We start from the raw sequence: 18,932 nt of genomic DNA on the forward strand, positions 1-18,932 counted from the left end.
GCACCCGAATGTAAGTATAGGCGGGGTTCTAGAGCAAAAAGTCCACTTACGTAACACAATAAATGGATTTACAGCGTTTAGCGTTTTACATATCTACGATGTAGTACTGCATTTCGATCAGTTGATGCTCGCCGACAACTTCCACCTCTTGGATAAACTTAAAGCCAAATTTTTCGTAGTAACTTCTCAGGTAGCTGTGAGCATGAATCTCGATTGAGCGTACTCCAATGTTTTTGGCATGCTCGATTAAAGCTGAGACCAGTTTAGAGGCAATCCCTAAACCTCGACTCTCTTCGCTAACCGCGACTCTCGCCATTACTGATGAGCCATCTTGATTCACTTTTAAACGCGCGGTAGCAATTGGTTTTCCCTGTTCACTCACAAGCGCATGCAGTGCATCTTCATCTAAACCATCCAGATCTAACTCTTGCGGAATCTTTTGTTCTAGAGTGAAGACCTGATAACGAATAGCCTGAGCTTGTTGTATCAACTCTTTGCCATTACCAATGGTCACTTCCATATTCAATTTCCTTAAACACGTAACACTAATCCTGCCGGCAGCCATTGCTATACAGGCATTACAGTAGCAGTGGCAACCAAATCAAACGTCCAGCTGGGGGTGTATTTTTACTGAGTATCGCTACTTAAAATTGGGCGGAAAAAACTGCGCTCATAACTTAATACGCAATCCGTTTGTTCGGCGTATTTAAACGCAGCCTGACAGGCTTCATCATTGACTGATTCAAGACGATATTTCTCATAGTCCGCCAGCGACGGAAATGAAAACAGTGCCAATGCGATATTATGAGCGCCTTCAGACGGTAAAAAATACCCGTGGTGCTGGCCGCCGAACTGCTCAACTAATGGTATCCACATTCGAGCATAGCGTTCAAATTCAACGATTTTTTTCGGGTCTATAACATATCGAACATGACAGGTGATCATCGGAACTTCCTTATTCTTATACTGATTTTCTACATCCTGAGTATTTATTTAGTTTGGTCGAAAGATCGAAAATTCAAGGTAAATTAAGTTTTTAGTCGTTTCAAACACCGAACATAAATAACTTCAGGCATTCCACTCCTCCACTATACTGCGCTGAGAGCTAACTCTGCCCCTCTGTTCAAACGCATCATTATCAATACCGCTAAGATCATGACGGCAGCCGCGATAAAAAATCCTAGTTGAGTCACACCAAAGTGGCTCAAAAACGCAATCGCTACATAGCTGATGCTTTGTGCTAGGGTGGCAAACATTTGCAAGCCACCATCCGCTCGGCCACGTTGGTGAATGCTGATACTGTGATGCATCCAGTTTGTCCGAGCAATACGATTTAACGCGTTAAACGTGCCAAAGAAAAAGGTGAATATCAGTAATACTAGCGGTGTCGGTGACATGCTCATTCCAACAAGCATGAGCGCAGCCAGCCCCATTGCACCAATCATGATTCCCTGATGAGAACCCAACCCTAACAGTCTGCCAACCATCAAACCCGTGATTAACGATCCCATGCCAAACGCGATGTTATACCCAGCAAACCAGTCGCCAGAGATACCCGTTTCAGCAAACCAGATCGGCACAAGCTTAGTCAGGAAGGTCAGAATGGGGTAACTCAACGCAGAGAGCATTAAAAAGGCGTAAAAATGGGGTCTTTGAGTAAAAATGTCTCGGCTCTCTTTCATTTGTCCAACAAACGACTCAGAACTAGACTGTCGCAATTGTCGGCGATAAGGCGTCAATATGTAGCTAATACTCGCGATAGCAGATGCTATTGCCGCGAATGCTGAAAACTCCAGCATTCCCCACATTTCGAGTAACAAAACGCCCAATGCACCAGAGCCTAACGTCGTACCCTGCATAATCACTTCCTGTTTGCCGGAAATGACCGCATATTCATGCTGATGGAAGTTCTCCTGAGTAAACGCATTATTGGTTGCCCACGCTAGATTACTGGACGCCCAAAACACCAATTGCGCAGCCGCCAGTAGCCAATGTGACTCATATCCAGCCCCATAAAACACCGCAACAAACGCAGCCGTCCCTGCTTGCACAAACTGTACGAATACCAGCAATTGCTTTCTCGAATGTCGGTCAATCAAGGTGGAAAAAATCGGTGTTAGGAAAAACGAAATCGCCGTACATGCCAACGCCACTATCGCGACGAATGCGCCCATATTGGGAGTTGACAGCATGGCCCAAGGTAACGCCATCATAAACAGCCCTGACGATACGCCATCAAAGAAGCGCCCTGTTAGATAAGCGTTGGCACGCGTTTTTTCTGTTGCTTCCATATTTCTATTCCATCTGCTATTAATTTGCAGTCAGGTTAATACCTCAAGTTAACTTTAGGTAAAGCGTTATTTGCCTATAATTTAGATAAATAGCGAGAGCAAATGGAGAATTAGATATGGAGATGACTGTCGGTGAAGTGGCTAAACGATCTGGGGTGAATGTCTCCACTCTGCACTTCTACGAACAAAAAGGGTTGATCTTTAGTTGGCGCAATCAAGGCAACCAACGCCGCTATCATAGAAATGTTCTGCGAAGAATCGCCGTGATTAAAGCGGCGCAGATGGTCGGCCTGACGTTAGAAGAGATCTCTGCCTCATTGGCAGATTTACCGAAGCATCAAGCACCCAGCCGTCAACAGTGGGAGCAAATGGCTTCGAGTTGGAGTGCTATGCTCGAACACCGTATTCAACAGTTACAAGCATTGAAAAACGATCTTGGTGGCTGCATTGGTTGCGGTTGTTTGTCGATGGAGTCGTGCGCCATTTACAACCCACAGGACATTCGAGCAGAAATCTTTGAGGACAAAACTCGCCTAACCAATCCTGAAGAGTGGTCTGGTGAAGTAGAGAGACCAAACTGTTAGCGATTTATTCATCAAGGGGTGGATGATTGTTCATCCATTCTTCAATGGTTAAATAGGTCTTGCCGCCACTTTCAACAAATGGGCTGGACTTATCGACGTTGACCAACGCATCGTCGGCTACGTTTGCCATCGTGAACCATTTGGGTTCTGTTGTGAGATAGACAAATCGGCTGCTACCCGCTCCAGGAAGATAATTTGCATCCGCAAAATCCCCTTTCGAAACAGAGCTGGTCGACGTTGGATAGTAATCGACACCAATACTCATCAGCAGTTCGGCATCCGCATCTGTACTATCAAGCCAAGCTTGCGTACGTACAAATACACCAAGAATATTATTCCCATCGAAAGCGACTTTACTGCTTCCACCATGCAAGATATCCGGATGCTGAAACTCGTAATAGCCAGAAGTGTCATCAGGTAGCGCACTGCCCAGCCAAGTCACAATATCGGAGTCGTAATACGAAGCCCATGTGGTTGGCGTGACTGCTAATTTTTCCCAAGAAGCATGGTTTACATCGCTGCCTTTGAGCAGCCAAACTTCGAAATCGCTGTAGTAGACCTTTACGTTGTGATCGATATTGTTTACTGATTCAAATACAGTGAACCAGCAAGTGAGAGCATTCCATGAGTCAGATGTTTTCAGGCTGTCATCAAGTACAGAATCCGCCCACCATGCGGGTGCAGCATCCCCTCTTGGTAGCCCTTGTGTAATATGTCCCGTTTTCGACCAACTGGCATCTTCAGAAGCGTTTAACAAGGTAGCTTGGTTCGCTTTAGTCATGCTATCCACAACATCCGTTGCAAAAGTGGAAGTTGTCGTGGAAGTATTCATATCAGGAGAGCCTGGCTCTTCGCCACCACAGGCTGAAAGCAACAGTGATAAGGCCAGCGATGAGATAATTTTTTGCATGAGAAAGCAGTAACTTATAGGTGAGGAAATACACCGCTAGATTACCACTAATAAAACAGTAAACTCTAATGTACGTAGGCCGATTAAGCCAATACTGACAAACAATTAAGCCCTTCTTTCACCGACTTCGATCAGTGCTTCTTCAGAAGTTGCCAACGTTTCAATATCGTCTTGTTCAATAATACGGGTTTTCTTCCAGCTTCCACGCGCATACCAAGCCACAGCGACCAGCGCGACAAGTATGTTAGTGACAGCAAAAGACCACCAAATGCCTTTTTCAGCTAAGTAGGTATGTTTAGAAAGAATATACGCCAGAGGGAACTGGAACACCCACTGAGTGAGTAAAGACAGGATCATACTGTTGGTCATATTTCCCGAAGCACGAAACGCCGACATGATCGAAAGCTGAACACCAATGAAGCCCCAAGATAAACACATCACTTTAAGGAACTCGGCACCTTGTTCAACCACTAGTGGATTGTCGGGAATGAAAAATCTCACCACGTTTGGTGCTAATAAATACGCAAACACACCGAAAACCGTCAACATGACAAAGCTCCAAACTGAGCCAATAACGGTAATTTTCGCTGCACGATCAACACGGTTTGCACCTAAATTTTGTCCAACAAGAGTAGACACCGCCATCGCTAATCCCATCGCAGGGATCGTGATCAACTGAAGGATATTCGAACCCACTCCATACGAGGCTATCGTTACCGTTCCGAAACTCGCTACTAAAAATGACATAGTAATAAGCCCCAGAGCCCGTGCTGAAAGCTCTACCGAACCCGGAGCACCTAAAAAGAAAGCGCGTTTGATGTAGGTCCAGTCAGGCGATAAATCTCGCCATGTTAAGTGAATGCCGTGTTTGCCTTTGGAAAGAATATAAAAACCAGTGAGAGCAGCAAGAGCTTGAGTGACAAGCGTTGCCAGTGCAGCGCCGGATACACCTAAACCATCGAAGCTGCCGATACCAAAAATAAACAATGGATCTAACACGAAGTTAAGCAGAACCGTACCAAGCACGATATAAAGCGGTACTTTGACTTGCCCAATGCCTCGCATCAACGCTTGAAACATGTTGTAGACAAAGACAAAAATCACACTAACAAATGAGATGCGCATAAAGCTGAGAGCATTGGTGTATACCGCTTCTTCAACACCCAATAACTTCAAGAAGTAAGGTGAAAGCAGATAGCCCAAAAAACCCAAGACAACGGAGGTGATAAACACCATCAACATGGTTTGCCCCGCAACATGATTTACCTTGTCGTACTGCCTTGCTCCCATGTATTGAGCAGTCAGAGTCGCGCCAGCCATTGCAAGCCCGGCACCTAAAGCAATCACAAGGAAAGTTACTGGCATACTCACTGAAACGGCAGCCACTTCGTTAGCGCCCAAACGACCAACCCAGAAAGCATCCGTCAGTTGATATGCTGACTGTAAAAGTTGACCGAAAACAATGGGAATGGCGAGTGACAAAAGCGCTTTATTGATAGGACCTTCAACAAACTGTTGTGTTTTTGCCATGCTAACGCCTCTATTTCTTCAATTCATGTCACGTTTATCATAGCTCGACATTTAGGCAAAAAAGACAGATTAACGAAAAGAATGAAAACTTTTTAGTAATGCTAGGAATTGAAAATTAAGGGGATTTGGTACTAGATAGGTCAAAATTGAAATCCGGAGACTGAAAATCAATTTTAAGGAATCGCGATGGCATTCAAACTAAAATCATATAAATGTTTTAGCAATAGAATTCCATCCAACTTACGCGGCAAATTTAAGAAGCAGTAATAATGTGCAAATTTAAAGATTGAACAATTTTTCTTGTTCTCTTTCTAACAAAATATCTTCAATTTTTCTTCTTGTATCATTCAACGATGGTTTTTTATCAACAATTGATTCTTCTTGAATTTTTTTCTTAGTTTTCGTCTTAGTTTGTTTGCTTTTTTTCATGCTTCTTCTTGCTCATCAATAATTAGTGAACTAAAAAAGTTCCTAATTGGTGCCCTTGGCTAGAAAATATTTCACCTTCATTTGTTGTTTCACAAAATGAAAAGTGAAGATCATCTTCGAATGTTTGGAGCTTAATTAAAGTGTGTCTCTTTAACACATCGCTATTGAGCTGATGAATCTTGGCAGACCACTGTACATTTTCTTGGTGCAAGTGAAAATCTATTTTAAACAAACGGATATGCATCCTTAGCGGATTTTTTATCGCGCTTGCTATGGTACCAGTAAAGCTGGCGACTTGTTCTTCTAGTCATAAAATACTTCAGATAGTGGAATAAAAAAAATAGGAAGGGATCTTTGGGAAAGAAATAGGAGGTGATGGCGACACCTCCTACTTTAAAACTTATAGTGGTGATACGTTAGCAGCTTGAGGGCCTTTGTTGCCTTTCTCAATTACGAAGCTAACTTTTTGACCTTCGTTTAACGTTTTAAAGCCTTCAGCAGCAATAGCGTTAAAGTGAACAAATACATCAGCGCCGCCGTTATCAGGAGTGATAAAGCCAAAGCCTTTAGTTTCGTTGAACCACTTTACAGAACCAGTTGTTTGGTTAGACATATATATACCTCGATAAAATTAATTAAAAGTCGTAAACAAAAACTACTTTATGGAATATGAAGAAAAGTTATCGCAGGAATATGACGAGAAAATCGCAAGAGAACTGAGAAGAGACTTGTACTTAATGTTTCATTAATAGCTCATGCTTAAGAGCTGCAGCTACTATACACCTTGTGTGCTAAATAAACAGCGTTATTTTCATATATTTCAAATATATTTACTTCATCAAACAGATCTTCTCCTTCATTATTACTCCCCAGCCCATGCTGCTACTCAATTCTTTCGTATATCGACGCCATAAAAATTAAGCATAAATGACTGACAAAAACACCCAATAAACTGGCTCAATGAGTATAATCAGGTACTCAGAGATTTTGTCGAACAGGCAAATAGCTTCAATTACCACGTTCAAAGAGCTCAAAGAAGATGAATAATTTTACTTACTTTAACCCCACTAAAGTCCACTTTGGTAAAGGTCAAATTGCGACTCTAAAGCAAGAAATTACACCGAACAGCCGAATCCTTATGGCCTACGGTGGCGGCAGCATTAAGAAAAACGGTGTTTACGACCAAGTCATCGATGCGCTTAAAGATTGCACCGTATTTGAATTCAGCGGTATTGAGCCAAACCCACATTATGAGACGCTGACTAAAGCGATTGAACTGGCTAAACAAGAGAAGGTAGACCTGATCCTTGCTGTGGGTGGCGGTTCAGTGATTGACGGTAGCAAGCTTATTGCTGCAGGCGCTTGTTATGAAGGTGATTACTGGGACATCATTACGACCGGTGGTAACTGCGTGAAGAAAGCACTGCCATTGGGCTGCGTACTGACGCTTCCGGCGACGGGCTCAGAGATGAATCGCAACGGTGTGGTAACGCGTGCAGCGACTCAGGATAAGCTCTCTTTCGGCTCTGATTTGGTTCGCCCTGCGTTCTCTATTCTCGACCCAGAAACTACCTATTCTCTCCCTGCTCGCCAGATAGCAAATGGTGCGGTAGACTGTTTTGTTCACATCATGGAACAGTACATGACCTACCCTGTAAACGCGAAAGTCTCTGACCGTTTTGCTGAAAGCTTGCTGCTGAATATTCTAGAAGATGGGCCGACTGCACTAGAAAAGCCAAACGACTATGAAGTGCGTGCGAACCTAATGTGGACGGCGACAATGGCTCTGAACGGCACATTGAAAAATGGCGTTCCGTCAGACTGGGCTACTCACGCTATTGGTCATGAACTCACTGCACTATTCGGTTTAGATCACGCGCAAACACTGGCAATTGTAATGCCCTCACTGTGGCGTTACAAAAAGGAGCAAAAGAAAGGCAAACTGCTTCAGTACGCAAACCGAGTTCTAAATATCACTTCCGGTAATGAAGACGAGCAAATAGAACTTGCGATTCAAAAGACGGAAGAGTTCTTCGTACTAATGGGCAACCCAACCACGCTTTCTGCTTACGGGTTGGATGAATCAGCCATTCCAGCGGTGAAGCAAAAGCTTATCGAACACGGCATGCTAGCGCTCGGTGAACACGGCGACATTACTCCCGATGACGTGGTAGAGATCCTCAAGCTCGCACTGTAATACCTTCAGCCTTCTTCGGGTTTAATAGAAAGAAGCGGCATAAGCCGCTTTTTTTATGCAGTAAAAAAGCGCCTTTGATTTCTCAAAGGCGCCGCTATTTCATTCCTATAGGGGTGAATGAATCAGCTTAAATCGATGTCTTTGCTACCGAAGAAGTAAGTGCTCAGGAAGCCGACAATGTAAGAGATAACCAGACCTGTTACGAACACCATCATGCCGGTGAAAATGCCGTGGTGAGAGGTCATCAGAGGAATCGCGACAATGCCCGATGGTCCAAACACCGTGTTCAAGCCCACTGGTAATCCTAGGTAAGAGACCAAACCAATGAAGAAGCCGCCAGCTGCACCACCAATACACGCTGTCACGAATGGTTTCACGCGAGGCAGTGTCACACCGTAAATCAACGGTTCGCCGATACCCAAGATACCCGGGATAATCGCACCTTTAATCTGAGTACGCAGTACCGCTTCTTTCTTCGCTTTCACATAAAGAGCCAGTGCTGCACCAACCTGACCGCCACCAGCCATAGCTAGAATCGGGAACAGAGAGTTAAAACCCTGAGCTTCCATCAGCGCGAAGTAGACAGGAACAAAGCCTTGGTGAATACCAAACACTACGGATATCAGGAACAGACCCGCCAAGATTGCAGCGCCAAGTGGGTTGTCATTTAGATTCAAGAATAACCAAGACATGCCTTTAAATAGCTCACCACCAATTGGCATGATCACCACATAAGTCACTACACCCATGATAAGCAGAGTCACCACAGAAGTTAGGATCATATCCAAATCATCAGGCATATAACGACGAACTCTGCGTTCAACCTGAGCACCAACAATTGCAGCCAGCAGAACACCGATGATGTTGCCGCGCGGGTCGATGGTGTAACCGAAGAACTCACTCATTCCCGAGTAAATGCCAGAAGTCGCTTCTGGGTTGTAGCCCAACACAAACAATGAAGCGAGAATCGCCCCGTTGACGCCTGAACCACCAAAAGCTTGCTGAGCGTTGTAACCAATCAGAATACTTAGGAAAGCAAACAGACCTTTACCAAACACCTTCATGTACGCAATCAAGTCGACCATAAACTGGCTAGGATCTTGCCCAATAACAAAGATTTGCTCTAGCAAAGTCGCAAAGCCAAGCAGCAGACCAGCTGCGATAAAACCTGGGATCAGTGGAGTAAAAATAGTCGCAAATTTGCTTAGAAAACGTTGCACTGAACTGGTTTGTTTACTTTTAACTTGTTTCTTCTGCTCTGCGGCAATCGAAGATAAATCTTGATGTGCAGGCGCTTCACTGCCAGCGGTTAAACTGTCAATCAGCTGATTCATCAAATCAGCCGCTTGCTGTGCTTTCCCAGGGCCAAGGATGATTTGGAACTGCTCATCACTTTCGACTACACCAAGCACGCCCGGAATTTGTTTAATCGCAGCTTGCTCAGCAACTGCATTGTTTGCCAGAGTCAAACGAAGACGAGTCATACAGTTGCCGCATTTGCTGACATTACTGCTACCACCCACCGCAGAGAGGATCTGCGATATCATTGTTTCGGTAATCTTTGCCATAAAAGAGTCCTTAATTAGCAGAGAAGATTATTTATCGTTAAGTGCAGCGCGAATAAAACCCTTGTGCTGCTGAAGTTTGGCGGCTGCCTTTTCGGCATCCAGCCCTGCAAGAATCATTAGAATGGCGGTTTTACAGTGACGACCACATTCGTTGAGTGCTTGTTCCGCTTCTTCACTCGATGCGCCTGTCGCTTCCACCACAATGTTGGTTTGGCGTTGAATGAGTTTGGCGTTAGTTGCTTCAACATCCACCATCAGGTTGCCAAACACTTTGCCGCTGCGAATCATCGCGCCTGTTGTCAGCATGTTCAGCACTAGCTTTTGCGCTGTACCCGCTTTCATGCGTGACGAGCCTGTCACCACTTCCGCACCAACAATAGGAAGAATCGCAATTTGCGCCGCGTCTGCCATTACGCACACAGGATTACACGCCACAGATACCGTGGTTGCCCCAACTTGCGTCGCGTACTCTAAACCACCCAATACATAAGGCGTACGGCCACTTGCGGCGATTCCTACCACCACATCTTTGTTGGTTAAGTTCAGAGTTTTTAAATCACTTTGTGCCAAATCTCGGTTGTCTTCTGCGTTTTCTACTGCTTTTAGAATCGCTTGATGACCGCCTGCAATCAGACCGACAACCATATCCGGAGATGTGCCATAAGTCGGAGGACATTCACTCGCATCCAGAATACCCAATCGCCCTGAAGTACCCGCGCCCATGTAGATCAGTCTGCCTCCTTGGGCAAATGCTGCTGTAATCGCATCTACAGCTTGAGCAATCTGCGGAAGCACAGCTTCTACTGCCAGCGCAACTTTTTGGTCTTCTTGGTTGATCACTTTCAGCATTTCTGTGGTTGAAAGGGTATCAATCTCAGCGCTTGCAGGATTACGGCTTTCAGTAGTCAATCGACTTAAATCAATTTTCATTCGGTATTACTCACTAGGTTTATCTGAGGGCGATTCTATGGAATAAAATATTCCTTTAAGGTGACAAAAATCACAGTTAAGGTTATTCTTTAACCTGTAAAACTGTGGAATAATTGCTGTCAAAACAATGGTCAACCGTTTTTGAAATAGGAAATATTTACATAAAAACATAGAGATATAATCAAGCAGTATTATTTCTGGTTTGGAATAATTTATTCAAAATAATTGAGTTTATGTTATGTCCGTAAGCAATAAAATCATCGCGAAACGCAGTCAACTTTCTCAAAGTGGTCGTCTGGTGGCTGACTGGATTGTTGAAAATGCCGCAAAAGCTGCATATATGACGAGCCAAGAAGTGGCTCATGAAGCACAGGTGAGCCAATCAACGATCGTTAAGTTCACTCAGCGCTTAGGTTTCAAAGGATACAGTGAGTTTAAGCTTGCACTATCTGAAGACATTGGTCGTAAGCAGGCAATTGCTTCGACACCGCTGCACAGTGGGATATTTGCCGATGACCCTCTTGCGGTCATTGCTCAAAAGCTGATCAAAGCCAAAACCGATGCCATGATTCAGACCACCAATGCACTCTCTTTTGATGCCTGTAATCAAGCGGCGCAATGGCTGAGCGATGCTCGTACCGTGCAAATTGTCGGGATTGGTGGCTCTGCCCTGACGGCGAAAGATCTCGGCTACAAACTCTTAAAATTGGGCATCACAGCCTTAACCGAACAAGACAGCCATGTGCAGATTGCAATTGCTCGAACCCTGACAGAAAAAGATGTGCAGATAGCCATCTCCTTTTCTGGAGAGCGCAAAGAAATTCTGGTTGCAGCAGAAGCGGCCAAGGAACAAGGCGCAAAAGTAATAGCACTGAGCTCACCCAATAAAAGTAAGCTCAGACACATCGCGGATATCACCTTCGATACGATAGCCGATGAAGTGGAAAACCGCAGTTCGGCTATTGCATCTAGAAGTGCGCAGAACGTGATTACCGATCTTCTGTTCATCTATCTGGTTCAGCTTCGAGATGAAAGTGCCCGACAGATGATCAGTGATATTTCTTCTGATATTCGTCAGATTCTTTGATCGCTATGTCGAAGGGTTTGCAGACTTAGCCACAAACATTTGTTTGTAAGATTTGAACTCTAGGTCACTTTCAGTAAGCCCAAACTGACTCGCTAAGTTCAGCAGTTCAACGCGGTAAGTTTCGAGTTTACTTTCATCATCCGTCATGATGGCAAATTCTGCGAAGTCGCCAATACCGTCCAGTGAATCCACAGTAATATGAAAATTGTCCACAAAGTAAATGCTGCGCGTTTTCATCGCCTGCAAGCTGACGCGATATCCCAGATTGTGCAGCATGCTCTTCGCGTTGTCGGCATCGGTAATATTGGTCGCTTCACATCGGTCTGCTTCAGGGCCTTTGACTATCCATAACTTGATACCTGAAGGCTCCATAGTACGGATGCATAAGCTTTTGTTCTGCGCTTGGAGCTCATTGTCAGGCGTATCGAAATACCAGTCTCGCTCAGCGTTGTCTTCTAGCATAGTTTCATGAGGAAGCCCCTTGAGAACTTCGAGAAACAGTGCTTTCGACGAGATTCTGAACTTCAGTTCAACTTCGTATTTACCTTTAAAGTGTTCACTACTCATTAGAAATACATCCCTGAAAAAAGAAACCATACTAGCACTTGAGCCTCAACGATAAAGCACAAAACTATCTTTTTTAACTAGTTAGCCGACTCTGCAGAAAATCGACCAACACTTTTAACTGGTTTGGAATGAATCGAGACTGCGGGTATTGAGCCACAATTTGTCCCTGATAACGACTGAGTATTTCCCACTCAGGGAACAGTTCTACGACCGCCCCTGACTGAACTAGTTTATCGATTGAGAACTCAGGAAATATCGAAATCCCCATTCCTCGAAGTACTGCATCTTTGCGAATATGGGTATGATTGACCGCCAGTCGCCCATTGACCGTCACACTGCGGATCGTTTGGTCTTTACGGAACTCCCACTTGCGGTCAAACGTAGACTCTCCCAAACGAATACATTGATGCTTTGCCAACTCTTCCGGCTCAGTTGGGTAACCATGCTCATTTAAATATTCTTTACTTGCACATAAAACCAATCGGTTTGTACCTAGCACTTTAGCGACCAAGCCTTCTACAGGCTTTTCTGTAATGTGGATGATCATATCCACTTCATGCCCTACCGGATCAATAAAATGGTCTTCGACAACAAAGTGCACTGTGACTTTCGGGTATTGCTGGAGAAAATCCAGAATGATGGGGGACAGAACTTGGCTGGAGAAGGCCCTTGGTGCCGCAATCCGAATCTCTCCAGATACTTCATCCTGTGACGAATAAGCAGCATCCGTCGCCAAGCGCGCAGATTTGAGCATATCAACACACAAACTGTATATCTGCTCTCCTGAACTACTTAAACGCATATTGCGAGTCGTGCGCTCAAGCAGCTTTTTGTTGAGAGAATTCTCCAATTTGGCAATCGAACGACTCACCGAAGAAGGCGCAACCCCCAGCCTATCTGCCGCTTTTGAAAAACTGCCCTCTTCAATCACCACCACAAATATCGCCATTTCCGGCAACAAGGTAATGAGCTTATTCGTGTCCATAACGCAAAAATCCTTTGCATATCGTCATATTGTTCCGAATAACGTACTAGTGGATAGTGATTGAGTCAATTTCGAACTGTTTTAGAAGGAAGGAAACCATGTCTAGCTTAGCCATTAAAACGAGAAGATCGTTTGTTACCATGCCAGAGCTTTTGCTACTGATGGTTGCGATTGTTTGGGGCACCAGTTACGGATTAACCAAAACAGCCATTGCCTATACCAGTATCTCAATGTTTATTGCTATCCGATTCGGGCTGACGGGTTTTCTGCTGCTTCCATTAGCTTTAAAAGATTTTAAGCAAGGCAAAAACAGGGACTGGAAAGTGGCAATACCAACAGGTGCTATCTTGGCGCTGATTTTCTTTTTCGAAGTGTACGGCGTTTCGCAGACGTCCGCGTCGAATGCTGCCTTTCTTATCAGTTTAAATGTGATATTTACCGCCTTAGTCGATAGCCTGCTCAGCAAAAACAAACCGAGCCAAAGCCTGATGTTGCTGTCGGTGATCAGTACTGTTGGTGTGCTGCTTCTGACATACCATCAAGATTTGGGTATTTCACTCAATAGTGGCGATCTCTGCATTCTCACTGCCGCCGCTTTGAGAGCCTTAATGGTGACCATGACCAAGAAGCTCACTGACAAAAAGCAGATAACTAACACCACATTAACCTGCATACAAGCTTTCGCAGTGGCGGTAAGTGCTTATTTAGTTGGAAGCTTGATAGCGCAAGAGCCGTTATATCAATTCCCTACGGACAGAGAATTCTGGCTTGTGACTGCATTTTTGGTTCTGTTTTGTACTTTGTTTGCGTTCTACGCACAAAACTATGCGGTGAGGAAGATTTCACCGACCAAAACCTCACTACTGATGGGCAGTGAACCACTGTTCGGCGCGCTGTTCTCGATGATGTGGCTAAACGAAACACTGTCAAACATTCAGTGGATAGGTGCAGCTATTTTGCTGTTCTCGGTATTGGCAGCATCCGTCAACAAACCCAATAAGGTTTAAAACTTAGAGCTGTCTGTTTCGCTATACACTTTGGGACATTCTAATCAGATCCCAGTTTTTCCCTTTAAAAAAGCGCAAGCCACTGATCGTTTCATAAGGCTTAAAGCCAAGCTTCTCATAGCAAGAGATAGCAGACTGATTGTGAGCGAAAACCGCTAAAGAGAGTAATTGCGGCCCCTCTGCCATTTTGGCTTTGGCAATGGCCAACTCAAGCATTGTGTTCGCATAACCTTTACCACGGCACGTCGGGTGAATAAAAACTCGACATAGCCTTTGTTCGCAATCCGACACTTTAAATAGCTCAATAAACCCCACCATCTCGTCATTCACTACAAATAAAAACGGAGATGGCGCTTGTTTTCCATAATGTGTTTCAAGCTGCTCAACGGTTAACGGGTATTCGAATTGTGGCCCACCCCAAAGGTAATTCAGCTCGTCTGAATCAATCCATTCCATCAGTAACGGATAGTGCTTTCGCTCAAATTTAATCAGTTGGGCGTTTGAATGGCGTTGCTGTTCTGTTTCCATTTTGCATTCTTAGTCTGTATCCCATATCAGCCTTACACTATTGCAGTCCAAGCAAAATGCAAGCTGAATAAACTTCAAGAAAGCGCGACCGATTTCACTAACGCCCATACCTTTAAGCCTTGAGTTAGATTCAGCTCATACAGCGATTTTAGGGTAATTTTGGACAGCAGGCGCTGTTGATTTTCCAGCTCTAACACCACCAGCGCCTGCCCATCTTCAGCAAGAGTGGCCTGAATATCGATAATCGTTGCACGAAAGCGGTTTAGCACAGTGGAGAACTTAGGCTCTTCAAGAGAAAGCCCTACGTCAGATGCCAGAATGCGGCAGCGATAAGTGACACCCTGCTCTGCAATGTAGCCTACCGCCCATATGGTTAAGCCGTCACAACCCAGTTCAGTCATCCGATTTTCATGCATCGCAACCACTTTGGTATCAAACACACTGCCAATTTCATCGCCGAACAGTGCATCGAATTTAGGGTCAGACATAATGCTGTAGGCACTGCCACTCGCCAGTATCGAACCCTTATCAAACAACACAATGTGATCAGCGAGTCGTGCCAGTTCTTGCATCGAATGAGTTACATAAAGAATGGGTAAATCCAGCTCGCTGTGTAGACGTTCAAGATAAGGTAGAAACTCCTGCTTTCGCGCTTGATCCAGAGCGGATAGTGGTTCATCCATCAACAGTAACTTGGGGCTTGTCAAAAGAGCTCGCCCTATCGCAACGCGCTGCTTTTCCCCACCAGAAAGCTGAGCCGGATAGCGATTTAGCAGCGGAGTGATACCCAGAAGTTGTGTCACTTCATCAAAACTGACGTGCCACTTATTGGCCGAAATACGTTTTGCACCAAACTGCAAGTTCGCTTCCACCGTTAGATGGGGAAACAGGCCCGGCTCTTGAAACACATAGCCTAAATCGCGCTTATAAGTAGGCACAAATTGTTGGCTATCACTGCACTGCCACACATCTCCCGCAACAGATACTTTGCCCTGCTCCAGTTTTTCTAACCCAGCAATCGCTCTGAGGCAGGTGGTCTTGCCGCATCCTGAATGACCAAAGAAAACGGTAATACCCTGCGCTGGTAGAGTCAGGTTGGCGTCTAGGCTGAAATCCGCATAACGAATATTTAACTCTGCAGTAATGTGCGACCTAGACCTAGAGACGGGCATAGACATCTACCCTAGCCTTTGTTGATGTTTTTGGTTTAACCAATGAATCAGCAACAAAGCGACAAATGAAAATGCCACTAGCCCGCCAGACAAGATATGCGCATTAAGATATTCCAACGCTTCGACATTGTTATAGATTTCAACCGACATAACCCGAGTCTGCCCCGGAATATTCCCGCCAATCATTAACACCACGCCAAACTCGCCGAGGGTATGACAGAAGCCCATAATCGCAGCGGAAAACACACCCGGCCACGCAAGGGGTAAGGTAACGTTGAAAAAAGTGTCTATTGGAGAAGCTCGAAGTGTCGCGGCCACTTCCATCGGTCTGCGACCGATCGCCATAAACGAGTTTTTAAGCGGCTGAATAACAAAAGGAAACGAATGTAAGGTACAGGCGATGGCAATGCCTGTGAACGTAAAGGGCAGTTGGGCAACGCCAAGTTGATTTAAAGTTCTACCAACCCACCCAACCGGTCCCAGCAACAAGAGCAGATAAAAACCTAGAACCGTTGGTGGCAAAACTAATGGCAACATCAACACGGCTTCCACCACACCTTTCACGCGCGAAGTCGAATGGCAGAGCCACCAAGCGATCGGGACTCCAATCAGCAGCAGTGTCACCATCACAACAAAAGCCAGTTTGAGTGTGGTTGTGATGACAAGGGTATCAACAACTAACATAGCGCTTTGCCTCTGCCTTCAGTGCCGCTCAACCCACTACTGCAAGTAACCAAAACTGGAGACAATTTTCTGCGCACGCTCACTTGAGTAGTATTCCAGAAAAGCATTGATTGCTGCTTTATCAACACCGGATTTAAGTATCACCGCTGCCTGTTCAATGGGCTCGTAATCCGATACTGGAACCTCCCAGAATGAACCGCCAATGTGCTGACCGTTTTTAAACACTTGAGATTTAGCCACCATCCCTAATTGCGCGTTGCCTGTAGAAAGGAACTGAAAGGTAGGATTCAAGCCTTTGCCCATCACGATTTTCGACGTCATGCTCTCCCATAAACCCATTTTGGTTAGCGCTTGTTGAGCCGCCAAGCCATAAGGTGCAAGCTTAGGGTCGGCGATGGCGAAGTGGTTATAATCACCCAACAACATATGCTCTTTCACGTCATAGTTAACTTGTTTCGACCAGAGCACCAATACGCCCTTCGCATAAACAAACGGCTCGAAACCTAATCCTTGATTGACTAACTTTTCTGGGCGGACAGTGTCGGCTGCAAGAAACAGATCAAACGGCGCGCCATTGACGATTTGGGCATACAACTGTCCCGTAGAACCTGTGCTGACACTCAGTTGAAAACCAGACACTTTGGCAAAGTCATCCACCAGCATTTGAATTGGAGCATAAAAATTATTGGCAACCGCTAAAGTGCCATCTTCAGCCTGAACAGAAAAAGAGCCCAAAATCAGGCCAACCAAACCAAATGCATGCAAAATAAAACGCAGCAAAAAACGATGAAATCCTTTCATTTATTTATCCTTACCTAACATCAACAACACGGGTTCAACGACACAATGACGCAGAGTGCAATAGCTGGCTAATCCACTGCTTTTGCAAAAATGCGCGCGCACGTTGCTCATGCTTTCTTTGCAAAAACGGATAAGCTTCTTCAAATGTTGCAGTGCGCGCACCCTTGTATTGATGTACTCGCACTAAGTGAAAACCCAGATCAGTTTCAATCACTTCGCTCACTTCACCGTGTTTGAGATCAAAAAGACAGGCTGCGATTTGCGGGTAGAGTTTGGTTTCTTCGCACCACCCTAAATAGCCGTTAGACATGGCACTGGGACATTCAGAATATTTCATAGCCAAAGTGCCGAACGCTGTGAAATCACACAGCTTTTTCACATCGTGAATACGACGCCAAGCTTCATCGCGATGATTTTCTGAAAACTCGTCGTTAACCGTGATAAGGATTTGGCTCATTTCCCAAACATTACTGCGAGAAAACTCCTGTAGGTGAGTGTTGAAGTATTCCATCGCCGTGGCTTGATCAAGCTCAGGGATATCTTGTGAGACTAGATCCATCACTTTTTCGCATTTCAGTTCTTCACTTAAAACCTGCTTTAGCTGACCTTCTGTCAAATGCTGCCCCTGCATTGCAGCTTTGAACTCACTGTGGGATTGATAGCCTTCAACGAGCTTGTCAAAAGCCGCTTCAATTTCGAATGCGGATACTGAAACAAGATTGGCTTCACTGCTACCGAGTATCGCTTTTTGTACCCGAAACAGACGTTCAACTTGCTCATCCACTTTGACCCTTTGCATACTTGAAAGCCATTCAGGGTTAAGTTTGTACATATCGGTGGCGATTTTAGCGGTTAAATAATTGCGTTGATAAGCTTCCATGCTTTCCTCCCTAATTAAGCGACAGGCTCCAGTCGGGTTGAATCGAGTTTGACTAAGTGCGCACCAAATTTAACTTCGAAACTCACTGTGCCATCTTCTAAGTCTCGATAGACGCGGTGAACCTCAATCACATCGCCCTTATTGGCTAATGGTTCACCAAACATACGTAAGCTACAGTTCAGTTTGGCTTTGTCTAATGAGCGAAAAAGACATGGAACCCAAGCCAATTCAGCATCGATCACTTCGCTATCTCGTACTCCGATCACCCGATTTTGCGTGGGAATAAATACCTGATAGATCACCTGTGTTTGCAAGAAATATCCGTAACTTCGAACAATACCGACGCTTCCGGCTTCAACTAACAAATCCCCTTTAGCAAAGTCCTGAAAGCTGCCGTCATTACGGATATTACGCACAATTCTGACTTCGCTTCCTGGTGCAAAACGCACGGTGTCGGAGCCGTAATCCATGTCCATTTCGTTCACTCCTATTCACCAGATTCACTGCAATCGGAGGCACAGATCGCGCAACCACCGGCCGAGATCATAGGCTCATGCCCTAGGCTGATTTGCTTATATGCCAAGCGAAGCGACTTTTGATAAGTGGCGTAATCAGCGTTTGGTTTGCAAGCCAATAGCTTCTGAAACAAGCGCAGCAGTGGTATATGTTTTTTCTCCACCAGCTCAGGGTCGTAATCCACAGCGAAGTAGTCGAGAAAATCTTCTGCGGTTTCCAACAACGCCAGTTGCTCGGTGAAATCATTCTCTAACTCTAAATACATA

Annotated in this window: 22 protein-coding genes; 4 read left to right on the forward strand and 18 right to left on the reverse strand. The window is 45.0% G+C overall.

Annotated elements, in window-relative coordinates:
• Nucleotides 1-85: 85 nt before the first annotated feature.
• From AAGA51_RS20815 to AAGA51_RS20825, 3 genes are all read right to left on the reverse strand, one after another.
• Complete coding sequence (locus AAGA51_RS20815; RefSeq protein WP_042479397.1) at nucleotides 86-520, reverse strand: GNAT family N-acetyltransferase; 435 nt, start codon at nucleotides 518-520, stop codon at nucleotides 86-88.
• 107 nt (nucleotides 521-627) lie between these two features.
• Nucleotides 628-945: an NIPSNAP family protein gene (locus AAGA51_RS20820; protein ID WP_042479399.1), complete on the reverse strand. Its 318-nt coding sequence runs from the start codon at nucleotides 943-945 to the stop codon at nucleotides 628-630.
• 143 nt (nucleotides 946-1,088) lie between these two features.
• On the reverse strand, nucleotides 1,089-2,291 hold the full coding sequence (locus tag AAGA51_RS20825; RefSeq protein WP_042479402.1) for an MFS transporter: 1,203 nt from the start codon (nucleotides 2,289-2,291) through the stop codon (nucleotides 1,089-1,091).
• 116 nt (nucleotides 2,292-2,407) lie between these two features.
• Between AAGA51_RS20825 and soxR the strand changes: the two genes are divergently transcribed.
• Nucleotides 2,408-2,875: a redox-sensitive transcriptional activator SoxR gene (soxR, locus tag AAGA51_RS20830; protein WP_042479403.1), complete on the forward strand. Its 468-nt coding sequence runs from the start codon at nucleotides 2,408-2,410 to the stop codon at nucleotides 2,873-2,875.
• 4 nt (nucleotides 2,876-2,879) lie between these two features.
• Here soxR and AAGA51_RS20835 read toward each other — a convergent pair whose 3' ends face one another.
• The 4 genes from AAGA51_RS20835 to cspE form a co-directional block, all read right to left on the reverse strand.
• Complete coding sequence (locus tag AAGA51_RS20835) at nucleotides 2,880-3,785, reverse strand: hypothetical protein (protein WP_052404524.1); 906 nt, start codon at nucleotides 3,783-3,785, stop codon at nucleotides 2,880-2,882.
• Between the two features lie 105 nt (nucleotides 3,786-3,890).
• Entirely contained in the window at nucleotides 3,891-5,315 is a 1,425-nt protein-coding gene (locus AAGA51_RS20840) for an MATE family efflux transporter (RefSeq protein ID WP_042479404.1), read from the reverse strand.
• A gap of 279 nt (nucleotides 5,316-5,594) precedes the next feature.
• Nucleotides 5,595-5,744: a hypothetical protein gene (locus tag AAGA51_RS20845; protein WP_167828585.1), complete on the reverse strand. Its 150-nt coding sequence runs from the start codon at nucleotides 5,742-5,744 to the stop codon at nucleotides 5,595-5,597.
• Between the two features lie 400 nt (nucleotides 5,745-6,144).
• On the reverse strand, nucleotides 6,145-6,357 hold the full coding sequence (gene cspE / locus AAGA51_RS20850) for a transcription antiterminator/RNA stability regulator CspE (protein WP_042479407.1): 213 nt from the start codon (nucleotides 6,355-6,357) through the stop codon (nucleotides 6,145-6,147).
• Between the two features lie 426 nt (nucleotides 6,358-6,783).
• Between cspE and AAGA51_RS20855 the strand changes: the two genes are divergently transcribed.
• Nucleotides 6,784-7,941 (forward strand): iron-containing alcohol dehydrogenase, encoded by a 1,158-nt coding sequence (locus AAGA51_RS20855; protein WP_042479409.1) that lies wholly within the window; start codon nucleotides 6,784-6,786, stop codon nucleotides 7,939-7,941.
• 122 nt (nucleotides 7,942-8,063) lie between these two features.
• On the opposite strand, the gene murP is transcribed toward AAGA51_RS20855, so the two are convergent.
• Both murP and murQ read right to left on the reverse strand, forming a co-directional pair.
• Entirely contained in the window at nucleotides 8,064-9,509 is a 1,446-nt protein-coding gene (gene murP / locus AAGA51_RS20860; protein WP_042479412.1) for a PTS N-acetylmuramic acid transporter subunit IIBC, read from the reverse strand.
• A 27-nt stretch (nucleotides 9,510-9,536) separates the two neighbouring features.
• Entirely contained in the window at nucleotides 9,537-10,439 is a 903-nt protein-coding gene (gene murQ, locus AAGA51_RS20865) for an N-acetylmuramic acid 6-phosphate etherase (protein ID WP_042479415.1), read from the reverse strand.
• Nucleotides 10,440-10,677: 238 nt separating this feature from the next.
• On the opposite strand from murQ, the gene AAGA51_RS20870 reads away from it, so the two are divergent.
• Nucleotides 10,678-11,526 (forward strand): MurR/RpiR family transcriptional regulator, encoded by an 849-nt coding sequence (locus AAGA51_RS20870; RefSeq protein WP_042479417.1) that lies wholly within the window; start codon nucleotides 10,678-10,680, stop codon nucleotides 11,524-11,526.
• Nucleotides 11,527-11,529: 3 nt separating this feature from the next.
• On the opposite strand, the gene cyaB is transcribed toward AAGA51_RS20870, so the two are convergent.
• On the reverse strand, nucleotides 11,530-12,093 hold the full coding sequence (gene cyaB, locus AAGA51_RS20875; protein ID WP_042479419.1) for a class IV adenylate cyclase: 564 nt from the start codon (nucleotides 12,091-12,093) through the stop codon (nucleotides 11,530-11,532).
• 73 nt (nucleotides 12,094-12,166) lie between these two features.
• Entirely contained in the window at nucleotides 12,167-13,078 is a 912-nt protein-coding gene (locus AAGA51_RS20880) for a LysR family transcriptional regulator (RefSeq protein ID WP_042479422.1), read from the reverse strand.
• A 98-nt stretch (nucleotides 13,079-13,176) separates the two neighbouring features.
• Between AAGA51_RS20880 and AAGA51_RS20885 the strand changes: the two genes are divergently transcribed.
• Complete coding sequence (locus AAGA51_RS20885) at nucleotides 13,177-14,085, forward strand: DMT family transporter (protein WP_042479424.1); 909 nt, start codon at nucleotides 13,177-13,179, stop codon at nucleotides 14,083-14,085.
• Between the two features lie 21 nt (nucleotides 14,086-14,106).
• Here AAGA51_RS20885 and AAGA51_RS20890 read toward each other — a convergent pair whose 3' ends face one another.
• The 7 genes from AAGA51_RS20890 to AAGA51_RS20920 all read right to left on the reverse strand — a co-directional run bounded on the left by AAGA51_RS20890 (nucleotide 14,107) and on the right by AAGA51_RS20920 (nucleotide 18,931).
• Nucleotides 14,107-14,613: a GNAT family N-acetyltransferase gene (locus AAGA51_RS20890; protein ID WP_042479428.1), complete on the reverse strand. Its 507-nt coding sequence runs from the start codon at nucleotides 14,611-14,613 to the stop codon at nucleotides 14,107-14,109.
• A 74-nt stretch (nucleotides 14,614-14,687) separates the two neighbouring features.
• Nucleotides 14,688-15,791 carry a molybdenum ABC transporter ATP-binding protein gene (modC, locus tag AAGA51_RS20895; RefSeq protein WP_052404525.1) on the reverse strand — a complete coding sequence of 368 codons (1,104 nt, stop codon included), beginning with the start codon at nucleotides 15,789-15,791 and terminating at the stop codon, nucleotides 14,688-14,690.
• A complete protein-coding gene (gene modB, locus AAGA51_RS20900; protein ID WP_042479431.1) occupies nucleotides 15,792-16,469 on the reverse strand; it encodes a molybdate ABC transporter permease subunit in 678 nt (225 codons plus the stop codon).
• 36 nt (nucleotides 16,470-16,505) lie between these two features.
• Complete coding sequence (modA, locus tag AAGA51_RS20905) at nucleotides 16,506-17,270, reverse strand: molybdate ABC transporter substrate-binding protein (RefSeq protein WP_042479434.1); 765 nt, start codon at nucleotides 17,268-17,270, stop codon at nucleotides 16,506-16,508.
• Between the two features lie 34 nt (nucleotides 17,271-17,304).
• A complete protein-coding gene (locus AAGA51_RS20910; RefSeq protein ID WP_042479436.1) occupies nucleotides 17,305-18,150 on the reverse strand; it encodes a peptidylprolyl isomerase in 846 nt (281 codons plus the stop codon).
• A gap of 14 nt (nucleotides 18,151-18,164) precedes the next feature.
• Complete coding sequence (locus AAGA51_RS20915; protein WP_255209336.1) at nucleotides 18,165-18,626, reverse strand: nitrogen fixation protein NifZ; 462 nt, start codon at nucleotides 18,624-18,626, stop codon at nucleotides 18,165-18,167.
• Between the two features lie 11 nt (nucleotides 18,627-18,637).
• Nucleotides 18,638-18,931 carry a nitrogenase-stabilizing/protective protein NifW gene (locus AAGA51_RS20920; RefSeq protein ID WP_042479440.1) on the reverse strand — a complete coding sequence of 98 codons (294 nt, stop codon included), beginning with the start codon at nucleotides 18,929-18,931 and terminating at the stop codon, nucleotides 18,638-18,640.
• Nucleotide 18,932: the final 1 nt, after the last annotated feature.

This window comes from Vibrio diazotrophicus (assembly GCF_038452265.1).
GTDB lineage: Bacteria > Pseudomonadota > Gammaproteobacteria > Enterobacterales > Vibrionaceae > Vibrio > Vibrio diazotrophicus.

What these genes read in the sequence shown, in the direction of transcription:
- AAGA51_RS20885 (WP_042479424.1), top strand. Translation starts at nt 13,177, where the DNA reads ATGTCTAGCTTAGCCATTAAAACGAGAAGATCGTTTGTTACCATGCCA.
- AAGA51_RS20835 (WP_052404524.1), bottom strand. Translation starts at nt 3,785, where the DNA reads ATGCAAAAAATTATCTCATCGCTGGCCTTATCACTGTTGCTTTCAGCC.
- AAGA51_RS20820 (WP_042479399.1), bottom strand. Translation starts at nt 945, where the DNA reads ATGATCACCTGTCATGTTCGATATGTTATAGACCCGAAAAAAATCGTT.
- AAGA51_RS20910 (WP_042479436.1), bottom strand. Translation starts at nt 18,150, where the DNA reads ATGGAAGCTTATCAACGCAATTATTTAACCGCTAAAATCGCCACCGAT.
- AAGA51_RS20825 (WP_042479402.1), bottom strand. Translation starts at nt 2,291, where the DNA reads ATGGAAGCAACAGAAAAAACGCGTGCCAACGCTTATCTAACAGGGCGC.
- murQ (WP_042479415.1), bottom strand. Translation starts at nt 10,439, where the DNA reads ATGAAAATTGATTTAAGTCGATTGACTACTGAAAGCCGTAATCCTGCA.
- modB (WP_042479431.1), bottom strand. Translation starts at nt 16,469, where the DNA reads ATGTTAGTTGTTGATACCCTTGTCATCACAACCACACTCAAACTGGCT.
- murP (WP_042479412.1), bottom strand. Translation starts at nt 9,509, where the DNA reads ATGGCAAAGATTACCGAAACAATGATATCGCAGATCCTCTCTGCGGTG.
- modA (WP_042479434.1), bottom strand. Translation starts at nt 17,270, where the DNA reads ATGAAAGGATTTCATCGTTTTTTGCTGCGTTTTATTTTGCATGCATTT.
- AAGA51_RS20915 (WP_255209336.1), bottom strand. Translation starts at nt 18,626, where the DNA reads ATGGACATGGATTACGGCTCCGACACCGTGCGTTTTGCACCAGGAAGC.
- AAGA51_RS20840 (WP_042479404.1), bottom strand. Translation starts at nt 5,315, where the DNA reads ATGGCAAAAACACAACAGTTTGTTGAAGGTCCTATCAATAAAGCGCTT.
- AAGA51_RS20855 (WP_042479409.1), top strand. Translation starts at nt 6,784, where the DNA reads ATGAATAATTTTACTTACTTTAACCCCACTAAAGTCCACTTTGGTAAA.
- soxR (WP_042479403.1), top strand. Translation starts at nt 2,408, where the DNA reads ATGGAGATGACTGTCGGTGAAGTGGCTAAACGATCTGGGGTGAATGTC.
- AAGA51_RS20845 (WP_167828585.1), bottom strand. Translation starts at nt 5,744, where the DNA reads ATGAAAAAAAGCAAACAAACTAAGACGAAAACTAAGAAAAAAATTCAA.
- cspE (WP_042479407.1), bottom strand. Translation starts at nt 6,357, where the DNA reads ATGTCTAACCAAACAACTGGTTCTGTAAAGTGGTTCAACGAAACTAAA.
- modC (WP_052404525.1), bottom strand. Translation starts at nt 15,791, where the DNA reads ATGTCTATGCCCGTCTCTAGGTCTAGGTCGCACATTACTGCAGAGTTA.
- cyaB (WP_042479419.1), bottom strand. Translation starts at nt 12,093, where the DNA reads ATGAGTAGTGAACACTTTAAAGGTAAATACGAAGTTGAACTGAAGTTC.
- AAGA51_RS20815 (WP_042479397.1), bottom strand. Translation starts at nt 520, where the DNA reads ATGGAAGTGACCATTGGTAATGGCAAAGAGTTGATACAACAAGCTCAG.
- AAGA51_RS20870 (WP_042479417.1), top strand. Translation starts at nt 10,678, where the DNA reads ATGTCCGTAAGCAATAAAATCATCGCGAAACGCAGTCAACTTTCTCAA.
- AAGA51_RS20890 (WP_042479428.1), bottom strand. Translation starts at nt 14,613, where the DNA reads ATGGAAACAGAACAGCAACGCCATTCAAACGCCCAACTGATTAAATTT.
- AAGA51_RS20920 (WP_042479440.1), bottom strand. Translation starts at nt 18,931, where the DNA reads ATGTATTTAGAGTTAGAGAATGATTTCACCGAGCAACTGGCGTTGTTG.
- AAGA51_RS20880 (WP_042479422.1), bottom strand. Translation starts at nt 13,078, where the DNA reads ATGGACACGAATAAGCTCATTACCTTGTTGCCGGAAATGGCGATATTT.